Genomic DNA, 17,251 nt, shown 5'->3' with positions numbered 1-17,251 from the left:
CGTTTCGCGGCGTCCTATCGCAGCGGCAGGCAGAGGGCAATCGCCCGGCCCCCAGCCGGGGGCCGGACCCCTCGCGCGCGGGCTCAGAGCAGCAGCACGCTCGCCTCGGTCAGGTCCACGGGGGCCGCGAAGCTCGCGAGGAGCCGGTCGGCCGTCGCCCCGTCGCCGTCCGCGTCGAGGTAGAGCCGCAGCCCGTCCCGGCTTTCGACAAGGCGCGCGTGCCCCGAGGCGGCCGTGCCCTGGGTCACGAGGTAATCGTCGGCGAGAGGCGTCCCCGCCCGCAGCCCCAGCGCGCGGCCCGAGACGCCCACCCGGTCGCCCGTGCCCCAGTCGGCGATGATGTCCTCGTTCGCGACGCCGGTCGTCACCATGACGAAGGTGTCGGCGCCCGCCCCCCCGGTCAGGCGGTCGAGCGCGACGCCGCCGTCCAGCACGTCGTTGCCGGCGCCGCCGATCAGGCTGTCCGTGCCGCTGCCGCCCAGGAGCCGGTCGGCGTCCAGCCCGCCGTCGAGCCGGTCGTTCCCGGACTCGCCCATCAGCAGGTCCGTGCCGGCGTCGCCCAGCACGGCGTCGTTGCCGGTGCCTCCATAGACGGTGTCGCGCCCGCCGGCGCCCCGCACCACGTCGTTGCCGTCCAGCGCCCGGATCACGTCGTTGCCCGCCGTGCCGGTCAGCCGGTCGGCCAGGGTCGTGCCCTGCGGCGCGGCGGCGACGGCGCCGACGGCGATGGTCGCGACGGCGGTGGCCGACTTCATCTCGCCGTCCACGAGGGTGTAGGTGAAGCGGTCGGTGCCGGCGAAGCCCGCGCGCGGCGTGTAGCTGAACGTGCCGTCGGTCTGGACGGCGACCTGACCGCCCGCCGGGGTGGTCAGGGTCGTGGTCGTGGTCCAGACCGGGCGCGTGACGTAGCCCGACTGGATCACGGTGACGAAGTTCAGCATCCCGTCCACGAATCCCAGGCCGGGGTTGGTCCCCTGGCCAGCGCTCGCCGGGTCGTAGAGGCCCGCGACCCAGCCCAGAAGGGTCCCGTCCGGGTCCCGGTCCAGGCCCGCGCCGTTGTTGATCCCCAGGTTGCCGGTCAGCGTGACGCCCGGCGCGACCCGGAAGCTGTCGTTCGCCGCGATGGGTGCGATGGCCATGAAGTTCTCCCCTGCCCGTCCGCCCGTCGGCCGGGCGGGTCCGTCTGCCATGGGGGTATCTATCATTCCCGCCGCGCGTGTGATCACGGGCTTAGGTCCTATGACCGACGGTCCGAAGTCCCGGACGTGGCCGCCGGCCGCTCAGCGCAGCCCCAGGCCGAGCTGCATGAGCCCGCGCCGCACCGGCCCGATCCCATGCATCGCCCGCAGCCCCAGCGCGCGGAGCGGCCCGAGCCCGCCGATCGAGGCGCGGTTCAGGGCGTCGATGCCGAAGGCCCGCAGCCGGATCTCCGGCTCCCGCGCGCGGGCGTAGGCCGCCAGCCAGGACTCCTCGCCGATGTCGTCGGGCCGCGCGCGGGCGAGGTCGATCATCGTCCGCAGGTCGCCAAGGCTCATGTTGAGCCCCTGCGCCCCGATGGGCGGCACCACATGGGCCGCCTCGGCCATCAGCGCCGTGCGCCGCGCCGTGACGCGATCCGCGACCTGCGTGACGATGGGCCAGAGCTGCCGCCCCCCCACGGGCGCGAGCGGCCCCATGACCTGCGCCGAGCGGGCGTTGACGGCCCGCGCGAACTCCTCGTCGGGCAACCCCTTCAGCCGCAGCGCCTCCACCCCGTCCGTCATCCAGACCACGGCCGAGCAGGGCCGTCCGTCGTGGTCGGGCAGCGGGACCAGCGTGAAAGGGCCGCCCGAGGCATGGACCTCGGTCGAGACGCCCCCGTGCGGGCGATCGTGGGTGACGGCGAAGACCAAGGCCTTCTGCCCGTAGCGCGTGGTCCTGACCCCGATCCCGCAGGCCCGGCGCACCGCCGAGTCGCGCCCGTCCGCGCCCACGAGCAGCCGCGCCGCGACCCGGCTCCCGTCCGAGAGGGTGGCCGTCACCTCGTCCACCTGCGCCACCCGGCCGGCAAAGCCGGTGCCGCGCCGCAGGGCGACGTTGGGCATCCCGGCCAGCCGCTCGGCGAAGGCGCGCTTGAGGACCGCGTTCGTCACGTTCCAGCCGAAGGGCTGGTCGCCCAGGTCGCCCGCGTCGAAGTCGCGCCGCACCGGGGTTCCCCGGGCATCCACGATCCGCATGACGCGGAGCGGCGTCGCCTCGGGCGCGAGCCGGTCCCAGAGGCCCGCCGCTTCCAGCAGCGCCCGGCCGGGGGTGAGGATCGCGGTGGTGCGGAGGTCGGCGTCGGGACCGTCCGGCGTCTCGGCCGGAGCGGGGTCCACGCAGGTGACGCGGAGCCCCAGGCTCCCGAAGGCGGCCGCCGCCGCGAGGCCCGCCGTGCCACCGCCGGCGACGAGGATGTCGGTGCTGTCCATGCCACCTCAGATAGGCCGGTTCGCCAGCCTCGGGAAGGGTCAGCCGAGCCGCGCGAGGAAGCCCGCGAGGTCGTCGGTGTGGTGGTGGATGTGGTCCTGCGCCAGCGCCTCGGGGCCGACCAGCACCGTCCGCATTCCCATCAGGTGCGGCACCATCAGGTTGCGCGGGTCGTCCTCGAACATCGCGCCCTCGGTGGGGGACAGCCCGTCGAGCGCGAAGACCGCCTCGAAGGCGGCCTGCTCGGGCTTTGGCAGGAAGCCCGCGTGCTCCACGCCATACACGGCGTCGAAGGCGCCGGTCAGCCCGCGCGCCGCCAGCACCTTGGCCGCGTAGGCGCCATCGCCGTTGGTGTAGACGATCTTGCGGCCGGGCAGCGCCATGATCCGCGCGGCGAGATGCGGGTCGGGCGAGAGGGCCGAGAAGTCGATGTCGTGGACCTCGGCGAGGTAGGGGCCGGGCTCTACCCCGTGCTCGGCCATGAGGCCGGACAGCGTGGTGCCATACTGCGCCCAGTAGTGGCCCCGGAGCCGGTCGGCCTCGGCCTCGGTGACGCCGAGCGCGCGCGCGACATAGGCCGTCATCCGCACCTCGATCTGCGCGAAGAGCCGGGCCGAGGGGGGATAGAGGGTGTTGTCCAGGTCGAAGACCCAGGCGCGGACATGAGCGAAGGAGGCGGCGACCATGGGCGGGACCCTACGGAGGTCGGGGGTCCGCCGCAACCGCGCCCGCTTGCGCCGCCGCCGGGCCAGCGTAACATCCCGTGCATGACAGACCCGAAAACCCAGCGCGACGCCTATGCCCTGATCCTGGAGGCGATCGACTCCGGCATCTACAAGCCCGGCGACCGGCTGGTGGAAAGCGAGCTCGCCGACCGCTTCGGGGTGTCGCGCACCCCCATCCGCGAGGCGCTCCAGCGGATGGAGACGCAGTCGCTCCTGTCCCGCGACGGGCGGAGCCTGATCGTCGCCTCGCTCGACCACAACCAGCTCGCGGAGCTGTATGTCGTGCGGGGGGAGCTGGAGGGGCTGGCCGCGCGGCTCGCCGCCAAGCACGCCACGCGCGAGGAGGTGCGGGTGCTGCGCGACATGCTGGAGGCGGACCGGGCGCTGGTGAGCGATCCCCAGGCGCTCAGCCGCGCCAACCGGCGATTCCATCGGCAGATCCATCTGGCCTCTCACAACCGCTTCCTCGTGCAGCAGCTCGACCTCGTGCACCGCTCCATGGCGCTGCTGGCGTCCACGTCCCTGTCGGCCGAGGGGCGGTCCAAGGGGACGCTGGAGGAGCACGAGGCCATCGTGCGCGCCATCGAGGCGGGGAACGGCGAGGCGGCGGACGCCGCGCTGCGGGAGCACATCTCGCGGGCCTTCATGACGCGGCTCCGTCTCGACGCGGCGAAGGTGCAGGCGGCGGAGTGACGGCGGCGTCGATGCCGTGCTCGGTCTTGTCCCAGTGGAAGGGGCGGGCCGCCAGCTCCCACAGGGCCTTGTAGACGGCGAGGGTCGCGAGCGGAAAATAAAGCATCAGGGTCGGGGACCAGAAGGCGAGGCCCGGCTTGCCGGCCCGGCGCGCGCCGACGCAGGCATAGGCGATGTCGAGGGCCTGCGTCGCCAGGAACAGGATCGACAGCGCCACGAGGACCGCCGGCGGAAGCAGGGAGGCGAGAGGGTGCGGCAGGCCCAGCGGCAGGAGCCAGAAGCTCCAGAGCAGCGGCGCCAGCGCGAACTGGAGGATGGCGCCGAGGAACATCACCTGCACGCCCCAGAAGCGGCGGGGGCCCAGCTCGCGCCAGAGGCGGACGGGGTCGCGCATGTGGACGGCCCAGGTCACGGCGTAGCCCTTGAGCCAGCGCGACCGCTGGCGGACCCAGGGCCAGGGGCGGAAGTTGGCCTCCTCCTGGGTGGCGATGGGGATCATCTCGGTGAGGTAGCCGGCGCGGGCGAGACGGAGGCCGAGGTCGGCGTCCTCGGTGACGTTGTGGGCGTCCCAGCCGCCGACGGCCTCCAGCGCCTCGCGCCGCAGGAACAGCGTCGTGCCGCCGAGCGGGACGGCGAGGCCCAGCCGCTGGATGCCGGGGAGGAGCACGCGGAACCAGCCTGCGTATTCGAGCGTGAAGCAGCGCGCCACCCAGTTGCGGCGGTGGTTGTGGTAGTCGAGAGCGCCCTGGAGGCACGCGGTGGACGGGCCGCGCCGGGCGAAGGCGAGGGCGACCTTGTGGAGGTGGTCGGGCGCGGGCACGTCCTCGGCGTCGTAGAGGCCGAGGATCGAGCCACGGGCGAAGGCGAGGGCGTAGTTCAGCGCGCGGGGCTTGGTGCGGAGCGTGCCCTCGGGAACCTCGACGATGCGCGCCCAGGGGGGCAGGGCCGTCGCCTCCAGGGTGGCGCGGGTCAGGCGGTCGTCGTCCTCCACGATCAGGCAGAGGTCGAGGAGGTCGCGCGGGTAGTCGAGCGCCTCCATGCGGCGGAGCAGGGTCCGGGCGATGCCGGTCTCGTGGTAGAGGGGCACGAGGAGCGAGATCACGGGGAGGCGCGCGGGCCGCACGTCGGAGGCGGGCTCGGGCGACGGGCGGCGCAGCGTCGCGGCGACGGCGGCGAGCTTGAGCGCGGCGCCCGAGACGAGGGCCAGCGCGGCGAGGGCCACGAGGCCCAGGAGGACCGCCGGGGGATGGAGCAGGGTCAGCCCCCCCAGAAGGGACAGGGCCAGCGCCGCCACGCCCGCGAGCGCGGAACCGGGCAGCGAGCGGCAGCTCGACCGGGAGGGGGGGAGCGTTTCGGCGCGGGCCACCAGCGCCCGCCCGGCCGTCGCGGCGAGAGCGGCGGCGAGGCTACGGGGCTCGGCGGGCAGGAGGCGGACGGGGCCGCCGAAAACCGCGCTGAGGCGCGGCAGGTGGGCCGCGCCGCGCATCGGGTCGGCGCAGAGCACCGCCGTCGCCGTGCCGCCCGCCCGCCAGGGCAGGAGCCCCTCGGCCAGGGCGAGCACGGGGTCGAGGCGGCCCGGGAGCCCGGCCTCGGGCGGCTCGGCCAGCGGATCGACGGGGATCAGGCCATCGGGCAGCCACGACCCGGCGTCCCGCGCCGGCCGGGGCTCGGGCAGGCGGACGGGCGGCATCTCGGCCGCGAGGGCCGTCGCGTGTCGTTCGATTCGAATCAGTCGTTCCGCCATGCCTTTTCCTCCTTTGCTGGGGAAAAGGATGCCGGAGGGCGGTTAACGCGCGATTAAGCGATCGCGCGTTGGCTTAACCGTATCTTCAGGACTTCGTGCGATCCGCCATCGCCTGCGCGAATCGGTCGAAGAGATAGGCGCTGTCCTGCGGGCCGGGCGAGGCCTCGGGGTGATACTGCACGCTGAAGACCGGGCGATCCACCATGCGGAGACCGCAGTTGGAGCCGTCGAACAGGCTCAGATGGGTCTCCTTGACGCCCACGGGGAGGGTCTGGCTGTCGACGGTGAAGCCGTGGTTCATCGAGGTGATCTCGACCTTGCCGGTCTCCAGATCCTTGACGGGGTGATTCGCCCCGTGGTGGCCGTGGTTCATCTTGACGGTCCTGGCGCCGAGGGCGAGCGCGAGCATCTGGTGGCCGAGGCAGATGCCGAACAGCGGCACGTCCGAGCGGTCGAGGACGCCCCGGATCATCGGCACGGCGTAGTCGCCGGTCGCCGCCGGATCGCCGGGGCCGTTGGACAGGAACACGCCGTCGGGGTTCAGGGCCAGCACGTCGTCGGCGGTGGCGGTGGCGGGGAGGACCGTCACCTCGGCGCCGACGGAGGCCAGCGAGCGCAGGATGTTGCGCTTCGCGCCGTAGTCGATGGCGACGACGCGGTGCTTGGGCTCCGTGAGGCGGCTGTAGCCCTGCGGCCAGGCCCAGCGCATCTCGTCCCAGCGGTAGCTTTGGGCGCAGGTGACGCCCTTGGCGAGGTCGAGGCCGACGAGGCCCTTGAAGGCGCGGGCGCGGGCGACCAGAGCCTCGATGTCGAAGTTGCCCTCGGGGTCGTGGGCGAGGGCGACATGGGGGGCGCCCTGCTGGCGGATGGCGCGGGTCAGGCGGCGGGTGTCCACGCCGCCGATGCCGATGCGGCCGCGCCGCTGGAGCCAGACGGCGAGCGAGTCGGTCGCGCGCCAGTTCGAGGGCTCGGTCGGGTCCCACTTGACCACCAGCCCCTCGGCCACGGGGTCGGCGGCCTCGTCGTCCTCGGGGTTGGCGCCGACGTTGCCGATGTGGGGGAAGGTGAAGGTCACGACCTGACCGGCGTAGGAGGGGTCGGTCAGGATCTCCTGGTAGCCGGTCATGGCGGTGTTGAACACCAGCTCGGCGACCGTGGTGCCGGTGGCGCCGAAGCCCATTCCGAAGAACAGGGTCCCGTCGGCCAAGGCGAGACAGGCGGTCGGACGCGGCGACTGCGGCATGACGGGCTTCCCTTCCGTGGATCGGGCACCCCCTACGCGGGCGGGGCGCGGGGGTCAAGCGGGGGACGGGGCGGGCCGATTGCGCCAGGGGGTCGCGGGTCCTATGACCGCCCTGGCAGCAAGAAGGAGAGGGCCATGGACCTGCGCGCGCGGATCAACGAGCAGCTCAAGGAGGCCATGCGGGCCAGGGCAGCGGATCGCCTGGGCGTGCTGCGGCTGATGAGCTCGGCCATCAGGGACCGCGACATCGCCGCGCGGGGGGAGGGGCAACCCTCGCCGGTGCCGGACGAGGCCGTGGTCGCGGTGCTGGCCCGGATGGTCAAGCAGCGGGGGGAGAGCGCGCGGGCCTACGACGACGCCGGGCGCGCGGACCTGGCGGGCAAGGAGCGGGCCGAGGTGGTGGTGATCGAGGAGTTCCTGCCGCGCCAGCTCTCGGAGGCCGAGACGGAGCAGGCCATCGCGGCAGCCATCGCCGAGACGGGGGCGGCGTCGATCAAGGACATGGGCCGGGTGATGGCGGCGCTGAAGGCGAGGCACGCGGGCGCCATGGACTTCGGCAGGGCCGGGCCGATGGTCAAGGCGCGGCTGGGCTGAGGCGGGATCAGCGCAGGCGGCGGAGCGCGTTCTCCAGCTCGGGCTTGAGGATCAGGCGCTCGTCCTCGCTCAGGAAGGCGCCGATCTCCACGGTGCGGCCGGAGCCGGAGAGGGTGAGGTAGTTGGGCACGGGGCCGCCCGTCTCGTGCAGGGCGGCGCGGACCCAGTGGGGGTTGGCCTCCCAGCGGCGGGGCGGGCGGCGGGGGTCGTGCCGGGTGAGGAGGATGCGGTCGGGCCAGAGGCGCAACTCCTCGCGCACCTCGCCCGAGCGGTAGGTGAGCTGGAGGGCGAACCAGAGCGCCGTGAAGGTGAGCAGGACGAAGGGCAGGAGGCCCCAAAGGACGGGCGAGCCCAGCATCGTCAGGAGCGGCAGCGCGGCCAGCGCCCCCGAGACCCCGAAGAAGGCGGCGAAGCCCCGGCGGGGCAGGGAGCGGTGCGGCCAGAGCCGGAGCTGGGCGACCGGCCTCGGCGTCCCCTCGGTCGGAGTGGGGTCCGTCCATTGGTAGGGCATGGCGTCCGTCGTCCCTCCTGCGCTCCTCCTGGCTGCCAGCGAACTAGGGGCGGGGCGGCGGCGTCAAGGCCCCAGAACGCGGCCCCAGAACGCGGCCCCAGAACGCGGAAGGCCCCGGCGGGGCGGGGCCTTCCTGTCGATCCCGGGAGGCCGGCGGCCTAGTGGCTGTGGCCGCGGCTCCAGTCGGAGGGCTTGGGCAGGATCTCGAACGTGTGCTCGGGCGGGGGGGACGGGAGCGTCCATTCGAGCGTGTCGGCCCATTCGTTCCAGGGGTTCGCCGGCGCGGTGCGCTTCTGCGTCAGCAGGACGTAGAACAGCATCACGATGAAGAACAGGAACGAGGCGAAGGCGATGAAGGCGCCGATCGACGAGACGTAGTGCCAAGTGGCGAAGGCCTCCGGGTAGTCGATGTAGCGGCGCGGCATCCCCTGGCGGCCCAGGAAGTGCTGCGGGAAGAAGGTGACGTTGGCGCCGATGAAGAACAGCGTGAAGTGCACCCGGCCGACCCATTCCGGCATCATCCGGCCGCTGAACTTGGGCAGGTAGAAGTAGAGGCCCGCGAAGATCGCGAAGACCGCGCCCAGCGACATCACGTAGTGGAAGTGGGCCACGACGTAGTAGGTGTCGTGGTAGTAGCGGTCGATCGGGGCCTGCGACAGCACCACGCCGGTCACGCCGCCCATGGTGAACACGAAGATGAAGCCGATGGCCCAGAGCATGGGCGTCTTGAACTCGATGGAGCCGCCCCACATCGTGGCGATCCACGAGAAGATCTTCACGCCGGTGGGCACCGCGATGACCATGGTGGCCAGCATGAAGTAGGATTGCTGGGTGAGCGACATCCCGGCCGTGTACATGTGGTGCGCCCACACGACGAAGCCCAGCACGCCGATCGCGATCATCGCCCAGACCATCGGCAGGTAGCCGAACACCGGCTTCTTGGAGAAGGTCGCGACGACGTGGGAGATGATCCCGAAGCCCGGGATGATGACGATGTAGACCTCGGGGTGGCCGAAGAACCACAGGATGTGCTGGTAGAGCACGGGGTCGCCGCCGCCCGAGGGCTGGAAGAAGGTCGTCCCGAAGTTGCGGTCGGTCAGCAGCATGGTGATCGCGCCGGCCAGCACGGGCAGGGCCAGGAGGATCAGCCAGGCGGTCACGAAGATCGACCAGGCGAAGAGCGGCACCTTGAACAGCGTCATGCCGGGGGCGCGCATGTTCAGGAAGGTGGTGATGATGTTGATGGCGCCCAGGATCGACGAGGCGCCCGACAGGTGCACCGCGAAGATCGCGAGGTCCATCGCCATGCCGCCGTCCGAGGTCGAGAGCGGCGGGTAGAGCACCCAGCCCACGCCCGCGCCGTTCTGCCCGTCGCCGCCCGGCGACAGCCAGGAGGCCACGCCCAGCGTGGTGCCGGCCACGAAGAGCCAGAACGACAGGTTGTTGAGGCGCGGGAAGGCCATGTCCGGCGCGCCGATCTGGAGCGGCATCAGGTAGTTGCCGAAGCCGCCGAACAGGCCGGGGATGACCACGAAGAACATCATGAGCACCCCGTGGTAGGTGATCATCACGTTCCAGAGATGGCCGTTGGGCGTGCAGGTGGCCGGGTCGGAGGCGGGCCAGAAGCGCGCGCCTTCGAGGCACATGTACTGCACGCCGGGGTGCATCAGCTCCATCCGCATGTAGACGGTGAAGGCCACCGCGATGAAGCCGGCGAGACCCGACACCCAGAGGTAGAGGATGCCGATGTCCTTGTGGTTCGTGGACATGAACCAGCGGGCGAAGAACCCCCGCTCGTCATGGTGGTCTGTGTGGATGGCGGCGTCGGCCATTGCGGCGGCTCTCCCGAGAGGAATCGTGAGGGCCTGCGGCGGGAGCCTGGCCCATACACCGCGCGTTCTAGATTGATCGTGTCCGTCCGGCAAGCCGACAGGGGGTCGCGGTGCTTGCCTTCGAGGCGATTCTAGCGGGTCCGGGAGGGGCGGACGTTGACCTGCGTCAATCCCGAAGCGCCATTCCTTCGGGAACAGCGCCCATGCGGCGGTCGAAGGTCCGGCGGAGCGCGGCGTCGAGGTCGCCCATCGACACCGGCAGGCCGAGGTCCACGAGGCTGGTGACCCCGTGCCCACGGATGCCGCAGGGGACGATGCCGTCGAAATGCGACAGGTCCGGCTCCACGTTGATGCCGATGCCATGGAAGCTCACCCAGCGGCGCAGCCGGATGCCGATGGCGGCGATCTTGTCCTCGCGAGCCGAGCCGTCGGGGTTCGGGGCCTTGTCGGGGCGCGTGACCCAGATGCCGACGCGGCCCTCGCGCCGCTCGCCCCTGACGCCGAACTCGGCCAAGGCGTCGATGACCCACCCTTCGAGGTCGCGGACGAAGCGGCGCACGTCGCGCCCCCTTTGGTTCAGGTCCAGCATGACATAGGCCACGCGCTGGCCGGGGCCGTGATAGGTGTATTGCCCGCCGCGCCGCGCCTCGAAGACCGGGAAGCGGCCGGGGTCGGTCAGGTCCTCGGGGCGGGCGGAGGTGCCGGCGGTGTAGAGGGGGGGATGCTCCAGGAGCCACACCGTCTCGGGGGCCTCGCCCTTCGCGATGGCCTCGGCCCGCGCTTCCATGAAGGCTAGGGCCTCGGGGTAGGGGACGAGCCCCTCGCTGTGTCGCCAGTCCACCATGGCCCCCACATGGCGCGGATCGGACGTCACGAAAAGAGGGGGAAAACCGCGCGGCCCCCCTTGCAGGCGTCCGAAGGGCTCGTTTATACGGCCGCTCACCAAGCCAGGACATGCGGTTGTGGCGGAATTGGTAGACGCGCAGCGTTGAGGTCGCTGTGGGGTAACACCCGTGAAGGTTCGAGTCCTTTCAACCGCACCATGGCCCTTCGGGGCCGACCATCGAGAAGCCTGCCCCCCGGGGCAGGCTTTCGTCGTTCCGGGGCCGGGGTCCGCACGCCCATTCCCGTCGCTTTCGGTCGATCCTGCGTCGCATGCCGACCTCGGTGGCACGATCCCTCACGACATCGTGGCGCATCCTCCGGCTGGCCGGGGGGCCTGTCCGCCAAATGCCCGCTTCTTGGGCGTCTGCCCGTGTGCTAGACGAATGTGATGGGGAATGGGGGCCGGGTGGCGGCGGCTCGGCTTGTCACCGGCGCGGGGCCTCGGTTAAGTCGGCCGGACCTAGTGCGGCGGGGGCCGCGAGCAAGAGGGAGTGGGGCGTTGGTGCAGCCTTCGACAGATGCCTTCGTGCAGTTCGACCGCGTGCAGAAGAGCTATGACGGCCAGACGCTGGTGGTGAAGGACCTGAACCTGTCCATCCCCAAGGGCGAGTTCCTGACCATGCTGGGGCCGTCGGGGTCCGGCAAGACGACCTGCCTGATGATGCTCGCGGGATTCGAGACGGCGACGAACGGGGAGATCCGGCTCCAGGGGCGCAACATCAACGACGTGCCGCCGCACAAGCGCGGCATCGGCATGGTGTTCCAGAACTACGCGCTGTTCCCGCACATGAGCGTGGCCGAGAACCTGTCCTTCCCGCTGGAGGTGCGGAAGATGGGCCAGGCCGAGCGGGAGGCGAAGGTCAAGCGCGCCCTCGACATGGTGCAGATGGGGGCCTTCGCGAACCGGCGGCCGGCGCAGTTGTCGGGCGGGCAGCAGCAGCGGATCGCGCTGGCCCGCGCGCTGGTGTTCGAGCCGGAGCTGGTGCTGATGGACGAGCCGCTGGGCGCGCTGGACAAGCAGCTTCGCGAGCACATGCAGTTCGAGATCAAGCACATCGCCGACAACCTGGGGATCACGGTGGTCTACGTGACCCACGACCAGACCGAGGCGCTGACGATGTCGGACCGGGTGGCGGTGTTCAACGACGGGCGCATCCAGCAGCTCGCGCCGCCGGACGAGCTCTACGAGGCGCCGGTCAACAGCTTCGTGGCCCAGTTCATCGGCGAGAACAACACGATGACCGGCGTCGTCACCGCCATGGAGCGGGACCGCTGCGTGGTGCGGCTCGATTCCGGCGACGAGATCGACGCCATGCCGGTCAACGTGAGCCGGGTGGGCGAGCGGACCAAGGTGTCGATCCGGCCCGAGCGGGTGGAGTTCAACCGCGCCCGGTTCCAGCCCGGCGCGCACACGCTGCGGGCGCGGGTGGAGGAGTTCATCTACATGGGCGACATCTTCCGCACGCGGCTGTCGGTGGCGGGCAACGACGACTTCGTCATCAAGACCCGCAACGCGCCGGACCAGACCCGGCTGCAACCGGGGCAGGAGATCGAGATCGGCTGGCTGCCGCAGGACTGCCGGGCGCTGGACGCGGCGTGAGGGGATGCCGCCTTCGGGCGGCGCAACGACCAACAAGGTTCAACAGGGAGAACCGTAGAATGACGATCACCAAACTGATGGGCTCGGCCGCGCTGGCGCTGCTGCCCATGGCGGGCGCGGCCTTCGCGCAGGACGCCTCGGCGGAGCTGCCGCCCTGCGAGGGCTGCGCCGAGTCCATGGTCATCATGTCCTGGGGCGGGGCCTACCAGAACTCGCAGCTCAAGGCCTACGTGGAGCCCTACATCGCCCAGACCGGCATCGCCGTGACCTGGGACGAATCGTCGAACGAGGCCATCGCCAAGCTGCGCGCGGCGCAGGAGGCGGGCAACATGCCCTTCGACCTCGTGGACGTGGAAGGGCCCGACGCCCAGCGCGCCTGCGACGAGGGGCTGGCGGCCGAGATCGACGTGGCCGAGGTGCTGGCGCCCGGCGCGGACGGCGCCACGGTCGAGGACGACTTCGGCGATTCGCTCATCAACGACTGCTACGTGCCGCAGATCTACTTCTCCACGACCTTCGGCTACCGGACGGACGTGGCCGAGTGGAACGGCGCGACGCCGGACGACCTGTGCGACGTGTTCGACACGACGGCCTTCCCCGGCAAGCGGTCGCTCCAGGCGAGCCCCAAGAAGAACCTCGAATGGGCGCTGATCTGCGACGGCGTGCCGGCGGCGGATGTCTACAAGGTGCTGGAGGAGGAGGGCGGCGTCGAGCGCGCGCTCGCCAAGCTCGACACCATCAAGGGCGACGTGATCTGGTGGACGGCCGGGGCGGAGACGCCGCAACTGCTGGCCGACAAGGAAGTGGTGATCGGCTCCACCTACAACGGGCGGCTGTTCTCGGTCATCGCCGAGCAGGGGCAGCCGGTCGAGATGCTGTGGGATTACCAGAACTTCGACTTCGACGGCTGGATCGTGCCGGCGGGGCTGGACGAGGCGCGCATGAACCGCGTCATGCACTTCCTGCACTTCGCGACCGACACCCAGCGCCTCGCCGATCAAGCGAAGTACATCGCCTACGGCCCGGCGCGGGCCTCGTCGCAGCCGCTGGTGTCCACCCACGCCGAGCTGGGCATCGAGATGGCGCCGTTCATGCCGACCAACCCGGACAACATGAAGAACTTCCTCGTCAACAACATCGAATGGTGGGCCGACCACCAGGACGAGGTCGAGGCGACGTTCCAGAACTGGCTCGCCCAGTGACACTTGCGGCGGGGCCTCTCGGGGCCCCGCCCGACCGGCGAAGGGGGTGACGGCATGGCCGACGCGACGGTGACGGGCGGGATGCCCGCGGGGCTCGGGGCGCGAGGGGCGGCGGCGACCCCCGGCCCGATGGTGGCGGCGGACGGGACGCCGCTGAAGGCGAGCCTCGCGCGGTCGTTGCGACGGCAGAAAATGCGGGCGCTGCTGCTGATCGCGCCGCTGCTGCTGTTCATCGTCGTGAGCTTCGTGCTGCCCATCGGCGACATGCTGCTGCGGTCGGTGCAGAACGGCATCGTGCCGGACACCCTGCCGCGCACGGTGGTCGCCCTGCGCGACGATCCGGCCGAGGTGCCGGGCGAGGCCGTCTTCGAGGCGCTTTACGCCGATCTCGTGGTGGCCGAGGAATACAAGGTCCACACGCAGCTCGGGTCGCGGCTCAACTACGAGATGGGCGGGGCGTCGTCGATGTTCCGGGGCGCGGGGCGGGCCGTGGGCCGCTTCGGCACGGACATCTACGCCGAGCAGTTCGAGGACGCCGACCCGGCGCTGGTCGATCCGGCGCGCTGGGCGGTGTGGATGGCCGATCCGGCGGTGCGCGAGGCGCTGCCGAGGACGGCGGACGCCTACGACGCCTGGGCGGGATTCACGGCGGAGCTGGGCGGCGACGACCCGGCGGCGGAGGAGCTGGGCGACGTCGTATACGCGGCGCTGTATCGGGATCTCGCTTCGGGCGCGCAGGCGCCGGGGCTGCCGGCGGTGGACGTGGCGGGCTTCGAGTCCGTGTCGCTGCGCGACGAGTTCATCGCCGACGATGCGGGATGGGGCGAGCCGGCGATCTGGGACCTGCTGCGGACCTTCTCGCCGCGCGTGACAGCGGGCTACTACCTCAACGCCGTCGATCTCCAGATGGGGCCGGACGGGGTCGAGATGCGGCCGGAGGGGGATCGGATCTACCTCCAGCTCTTCGTCCGCACGATGATCCTGTCGGTCACGATCACGGCGACCTGCATCCTGCTGGGCTATCCGGTGGCCTTCCTGCTGGCGTCGCTGCCGATGCGGTCGGCGAACCTGCTGATGATCCTGGTGCTGCTGCCGTTCTGGACCTCGCTGCTTGTGCGGACAAGCGCCTGGAAGGTGCTGCTGCAACAGCAGGGGGTCATCAATGACCTGCTGGTCTGGGCGGGCCTCATCGGCAACGACGGGCGGCTCGCTCTCATCAACAACCAGACCGGCACGATCATCGCGATGACGCATATCCTGCTGCCGTTCATGATCCTGCCGCTCTATTCGGTGATGAAGGGCATCCCGCCGACCTATGTGCGCGCGGCGAAGTCCCTGGGCGCGAACGACTGGACGGCGTTCTGGCGGGTCTATTTCCCGCAGTCGATCCCCGGCATCGGGGCGGGGTCGATCCTCGTCTTCATCCTGGCCATCGGCTACTACATCACGCCCGAGCTGGTGGGCGGGACCAAGGGCGTCTTCATCTCCAACCGGATCGCCTATCACATCTCGGATTCCCTCAACTGGGGGCTGGCGGCGGCGCTGGGGACTATCCTGCTGGCGGTGGTGCTGCTCCTCTATTGGGCCTACGACCGGATGGTGGGCATCGACAACGTGAAGCTGGGAGGCTGATCCATGGCGCTGCCAAGCTACGCCTCGACCGGGCAACGGGTCTGGCACTACGCGTTCCGCGTCATCTGCGGGCTGATCCTGTTCTACCTGATCGCCCCGCTGCTGGTCGTGGTGCCGCTGTCCTTCAACGCGCAGGACTTCTTCACCTTCACGCCGGAGATGCTGCGGCTGGACCCGGCGGGCTATTCGCTGGAGCACTACCGCGACTTCTTCACCAACGTCGACTGGCAGGGGCCGCTGTGGAACTCGCTCGCCATCGCGCCGGTGGCGACGCTGCTGGCGGTGGCGCTGGGGACGCTGGCGGCGGTGGGGCTGTCGCAGTCCCACGTGCCGTTCAAGCGGGCGATCATGGCGATCCTGATCTCGCCGATGATCGTGCCGCTCATCATCTCGGCGGCGGGGATGTACTTCTTCTACTCGCGGATCGGCTTGCAGGGGACCTACTGGGGGGTGGTGCTGGCGCACGCGGCGCTGGGCATCCCCTTCGTCATCATCACGGTGACGGCGACGCTGGTGGGATTCGACAAGTCGCTGACGCGGGCGGCGGCGTCCCTGGGCGCGGGACCGATGCGGACCTTCTGGACGGTGCAGATGCCGCTGATCCTGCCGGGGGTGATCTCCGGGGCGCTGTTCGCCTTCATCACCTCGTTCGACGAGGTGGTGGTGGTGATGTTCCTCGGCGCGGCGGGGCAGAAGACGCTGCCCTGGCAGATGTTCATCGGCCTGCGCGAGCAGATCTCGCCCACCATCCTGGCGGCGGCGACGGTGCTGATCGCGGTGTCGATCCTGCTGCTGGCGGCGCTGGAGCTGCTGCGACGGCGGAACGAGCGGCTGCGCGGGCTCACGCCCAACTGAGGGGGCGGCCCGTCAGCGCGTGCACGACGCGCGGCGGCTGGGTCTTTGCGGCCCCGCCCCGGCGCAGTCCTGCGCGGGGGCGGGTCCTCCCAGGGGGGCTGCCGGCCGCTCGGCGTCCCTTCAAACAGCAGGAGGCCCAGCGACGAGGATGGCTCCGGACGCGCGACGGGGGGTCCCGGCGGGCGCCCGGTCCTTGGGGCCTGTGCGAGCAATGTGCCCGGGAAAGGTGAACGACCTCTGACAGCACCGGGCGTTGCGTGTTGCGTGGGATTTTAGGGATCGGGGGCGCGTGGGGCCGCCGACGGAGGGTCGCGCGCGCCCCGGCCTCAGATCGGCGTGGTCGGACAGACCTCGATCAGCCGCTCCACGTCCTCGCGGCGGCACAGGGCGGTGCCCTCGGTCATCACCGCCGCCGAGGCTCCGGCGACGCCGCGCTTGAGCGCCTCCTCGACCGGCAGCCCCTGCGCGAGGGCCAGCGTGAAGGAGCCTACGAAGGTGTCGCCCGCGCCGACCTTGCTGCGGACGGGCACGTCGGCGGCGCGGGAGTGGAAGCGGCTCCCCTCGGTGGCCAGCACCGACCCTTCCGGGCCGCGCGCGACGATGACCATGCGCGCGACGCCCTGCCGGACAAGGCCCTGCGCGAAGTCGGCGCTGTCGGGCAGGCTGGCGAGCCGGCGCCCGGCGAGATCGTCGGCCTCCTCCTGGTTCATCCGCAGCACGTCGGGGGCGGGGCCCCTGGCGCGGGCGATCAGGTGGAGGGCGGGGCCGGAAGTGTCCACCACCGTTTCGCAGCCCTTGGCGCGCAGCTTGCCGCAAAGGTCGGGGATGAGGTCGGGCAAGACGCCGGGCGGCATGGTGCCCGAGATCACCACCATCCCCTCGGGCCGGGCGGCGTCGATGATGGCCTTCTCGACCTCGATCACCTCCAGCGGCGACCACGGCGGGCCGGGGAGCATGAAGCGGTATTGCTCGCCCCGCTTCTCGTCGCGCACGGACAGGGAGGAGCGGGTCTCGCCGGGGGTGCGGTGGACGAGGAGCTCGATCCCGGCGGCGCGGAGCAGCTCGGCCAGCGTCTCGCCGTTGCGGCCGCCGAGCGCCACGAGGCAGCGCGACGCGCCGCCCAGCAGCGCGATGGCACGGGAGACGTTGATGCCGCCGCCGCCGGGGTCCATCCGCGCGGGCGCGCAGCGGAGCTTGACCGCCGGCACGACCTGATCGACCGCCGTGGCGAAGTCGAGCGCCGGGTTCAGGGTGACGGTGAGGATGTCGCGCATGGGAGGCTTCCTT

The 17,251-nt window shown here is 71.2% G+C and carries 15 protein-coding genes and 1 tRNA gene; 7 read left to right on the top strand and 9 right to left on the bottom strand.

Going from position 1 to position 17,251, the window contains the following annotated elements:
• Positions 1 to 83: 83 nt before the first annotated feature.
• The 3 genes from J2Z33_RS06270 to J2Z33_RS06260 form a co-directional block, all read right to left on the bottom strand.
• Positions 84 to 1,139 carry a calcium-binding protein gene (locus J2Z33_RS06270; protein ID WP_209839015.1) on the bottom strand — a complete coding sequence of 352 codons (1,056 nt, stop codon included), beginning with the start codon at positions 1,137 to 1,139 and terminating at the stop codon, positions 84 to 86.
• Between the two features lie 141 nt (positions 1,140 to 1,280).
• Positions 1,281 to 2,450: an FAD-dependent monooxygenase gene (locus tag J2Z33_RS06265; protein ID WP_209839013.1), complete on the bottom strand. Its 1,170-nt coding sequence runs from the start codon at positions 2,448 to 2,450 to the stop codon at positions 1,281 to 1,283.
• Positions 2,451 to 2,489: 39 nt separating this feature from the next.
• On the bottom strand, positions 2,490 to 3,134 hold the full coding sequence (locus J2Z33_RS06260) for a pyrimidine 5'-nucleotidase (protein WP_209839011.1): 645 nt from the start codon (positions 3,132 to 3,134) through the stop codon (positions 2,490 to 2,492).
• A gap of 81 nt (positions 3,135 to 3,215) precedes the next feature.
• Between J2Z33_RS06260 and J2Z33_RS06255 the strand changes: the two genes are divergently transcribed.
• Complete coding sequence (locus J2Z33_RS06255) at positions 3,216 to 3,866, top strand: GntR family transcriptional regulator (RefSeq protein ID WP_209839009.1); 651 nt, start codon at positions 3,216 to 3,218, stop codon at positions 3,864 to 3,866.
• Here J2Z33_RS06255 and J2Z33_RS06250 read toward each other — a convergent pair.
• Both J2Z33_RS06250 and carA read right to left on the bottom strand, forming a co-directional pair.
• On the bottom strand, positions 3,817 to 5,610 hold the full coding sequence (locus J2Z33_RS06250; RefSeq protein WP_209839007.1) for a glycosyltransferase family 2 protein: 1,794 nt from the start codon (positions 5,608 to 5,610) through the stop codon (positions 3,817 to 3,819). The two genes, J2Z33_RS06255 and J2Z33_RS06250, sit on opposite strands and share 50 nt — an antisense overlap.
• Positions 5,611 to 5,695: 85 nt before the next feature.
• The gene (carA, locus tag J2Z33_RS06245) at positions 5,696 to 6,853 is read right to left on the bottom strand and encodes a glutamine-hydrolyzing carbamoyl-phosphate synthase small subunit (protein ID WP_209839005.1); all 1,158 of its coding nucleotides are present in this window, start codon (positions 6,851 to 6,853) and stop codon (positions 5,696 to 5,698) included.
• A 135-nt stretch (positions 6,854 to 6,988) separates the two neighbouring features.
• Here carA and J2Z33_RS06240 point away from each other — a divergent pair, with 135 nt between their 5' ends.
• A complete protein-coding gene (locus J2Z33_RS06240; protein ID WP_209839003.1) occupies positions 6,989 to 7,447 on the top strand; it encodes a GatB/YqeY domain-containing protein in 459 nt (152 codons plus the stop codon).
• A gap of 7 nt (positions 7,448 to 7,454) precedes the next feature.
• On the opposite strand, the gene J2Z33_RS06235 is transcribed toward J2Z33_RS06240, so the two are convergent.
• The 3 genes from J2Z33_RS06235 to lipB form a co-directional block, all read right to left on the bottom strand.
• Complete coding sequence (locus tag J2Z33_RS06235; protein WP_209839001.1) at positions 7,455 to 7,958, bottom strand: DUF2244 domain-containing protein; 504 nt, start codon at positions 7,956 to 7,958, stop codon at positions 7,455 to 7,457.
• A gap of 158 nt (positions 7,959 to 8,116) precedes the next feature.
• Positions 8,117 to 9,790: a cytochrome c oxidase subunit I gene (ctaD, locus tag J2Z33_RS06230; protein WP_209838999.1), complete on the bottom strand. Its 1,674-nt coding sequence runs from the start codon at positions 9,788 to 9,790 to the stop codon at positions 8,117 to 8,119.
• A gap of 166 nt (positions 9,791 to 9,956) precedes the next feature.
• Positions 9,957 to 10,634, bottom strand: a complete 678-nt coding sequence (gene lipB / locus J2Z33_RS06225) for a lipoyl(octanoyl) transferase LipB (protein ID WP_209838997.1) — start codon at positions 10,632 to 10,634, stop codon at positions 9,957 to 9,959.
• Positions 10,635 to 10,746: 112 nt separating this feature from the next.
• On the opposite strand from lipB, the gene J2Z33_RS06220 reads away from it, so the two are divergent.
• The 5 genes from J2Z33_RS06220 to J2Z33_RS18255 all read left to right on the top strand — a co-directional run bounded on the left by J2Z33_RS06220 (position 10,747) and on the right by J2Z33_RS18255 (position 15,964).
• Positions 10,747 to 10,833, top strand: a tRNA-Leu gene (locus J2Z33_RS06220).
• 341 nt (positions 10,834 to 11,174) lie between these two features.
• Positions 11,175 to 12,275 carry an ABC transporter ATP-binding protein gene (locus tag J2Z33_RS06215; RefSeq protein ID WP_377109786.1) on the top strand — a complete coding sequence of 367 codons (1,101 nt, stop codon included), beginning with the start codon at positions 11,175 to 11,177 and terminating at the stop codon, positions 12,273 to 12,275.
• Positions 12,276 to 12,334: 59 nt separating this feature from the next.
• Entirely contained in the window at positions 12,335 to 13,477 is a 1,143-nt protein-coding gene (locus J2Z33_RS06210; protein ID WP_209838993.1) for an extracellular solute-binding protein, read from the top strand.
• An 81-nt stretch (positions 13,478 to 13,558) separates the two neighbouring features.
• Positions 13,559 to 15,109: an ABC transporter permease gene (locus tag J2Z33_RS18260; RefSeq protein ID WP_245218644.1), complete on the top strand. Its 1,551-nt coding sequence runs from the start codon at positions 13,559 to 13,561 to the stop codon at positions 15,107 to 15,109.
• 3 nt (positions 15,110 to 15,112) lie between these two features.
• Positions 15,113 to 15,964, top strand: a complete 852-nt coding sequence (locus J2Z33_RS18255; RefSeq protein ID WP_245218609.1) for an ABC transporter permease — start codon at positions 15,113 to 15,115, stop codon at positions 15,962 to 15,964.
• A 326-nt stretch (positions 15,965 to 16,290) separates the two neighbouring features.
• Here the strand turns inward: J2Z33_RS18255 and J2Z33_RS06200 are convergent, their stop codons facing one another.
• Positions 16,291 to 17,238, bottom strand: a complete 948-nt coding sequence (locus J2Z33_RS06200) for a 1-phosphofructokinase family hexose kinase (RefSeq protein WP_209838992.1) — start codon at positions 17,236 to 17,238, stop codon at positions 16,291 to 16,293.
• Positions 17,239 to 17,251: the final 13 nt, after the last annotated feature.

This window comes from Rubellimicrobium aerolatum, assembly GCF_017872975.1.
GTDB lineage: Bacteria > Pseudomonadota > Alphaproteobacteria > Rhodobacterales > Rhodobacteraceae > Rubellimicrobium > Rubellimicrobium aerolatum.
Note: the sequence above shows the minus strand (reverse complement) of the source record. Positions and strands in the feature narration are given on the sequence as shown.

Excerpts from the sequence above, each read along its gene's own strand:
- J2Z33_RS06270 (WP_209839015.1), bottom strand. The coding sequence starts at position 1,139 with ATGGCCATCGCACCCATCGCGGCGAACGACAGCTTCCGGGTCGCGCCG.
- J2Z33_RS06265 (WP_209839013.1), bottom strand. The coding sequence starts at position 2,450 with ATGGACAGCACCGACATCCTCGTCGCCGGCGGTGGCACGGCGGGCCTC.
- J2Z33_RS06260 (WP_209839011.1), bottom strand. The coding sequence starts at position 3,134 with ATGGTCGCCGCCTCCTTCGCTCATGTCCGCGCCTGGGTCTTCGACCTG.
- J2Z33_RS06255 (WP_209839009.1), top strand. The coding sequence starts at position 3,216 with ATGACAGACCCGAAAACCCAGCGCGACGCCTATGCCCTGATCCTGGAG.
- J2Z33_RS06250 (WP_209839007.1), bottom strand. The coding sequence starts at position 5,610 with ATGGCGGAACGACTGATTCGAATCGAACGACACGCGACGGCCCTCGCG.
- carA (WP_209839005.1), bottom strand. The coding sequence starts at position 6,853 with ATGCCGCAGTCGCCGCGTCCGACCGCCTGTCTCGCCTTGGCCGACGGG.
- J2Z33_RS06240 (WP_209839003.1), top strand. The coding sequence starts at position 6,989 with ATGGACCTGCGCGCGCGGATCAACGAGCAGCTCAAGGAGGCCATGCGG.
- J2Z33_RS06235 (WP_209839001.1), bottom strand. The coding sequence starts at position 7,958 with ATGCCCTACCAATGGACGGACCCCACTCCGACCGAGGGGACGCCGAGG.
- ctaD (WP_209838999.1), bottom strand. The coding sequence starts at position 9,790 with ATGGCCGACGCCGCCATCCACACAGACCACCATGACGAGCGGGGGTTC.
- lipB (WP_209838997.1), bottom strand. The coding sequence starts at position 10,634 with ATGGTGGACTGGCGACACAGCGAGGGGCTCGTCCCCTACCCCGAGGCC.
- J2Z33_RS06210 (WP_209838993.1), top strand. The coding sequence starts at position 12,335 with ATGACGATCACCAAACTGATGGGCTCGGCCGCGCTGGCGCTGCTGCCC.
- J2Z33_RS18260 (WP_245218644.1), top strand. The coding sequence starts at position 13,559 with ATGCCCGCGGGGCTCGGGGCGCGAGGGGCGGCGGCGACCCCCGGCCCG.
- J2Z33_RS18255 (WP_245218609.1), top strand. The coding sequence starts at position 15,113 with ATGGCGCTGCCAAGCTACGCCTCGACCGGGCAACGGGTCTGGCACTAC.
- J2Z33_RS06200 (WP_209838992.1), bottom strand. The coding sequence starts at position 17,238 with ATGCGCGACATCCTCACCGTCACCCTGAACCCGGCGCTCGACTTCGCC.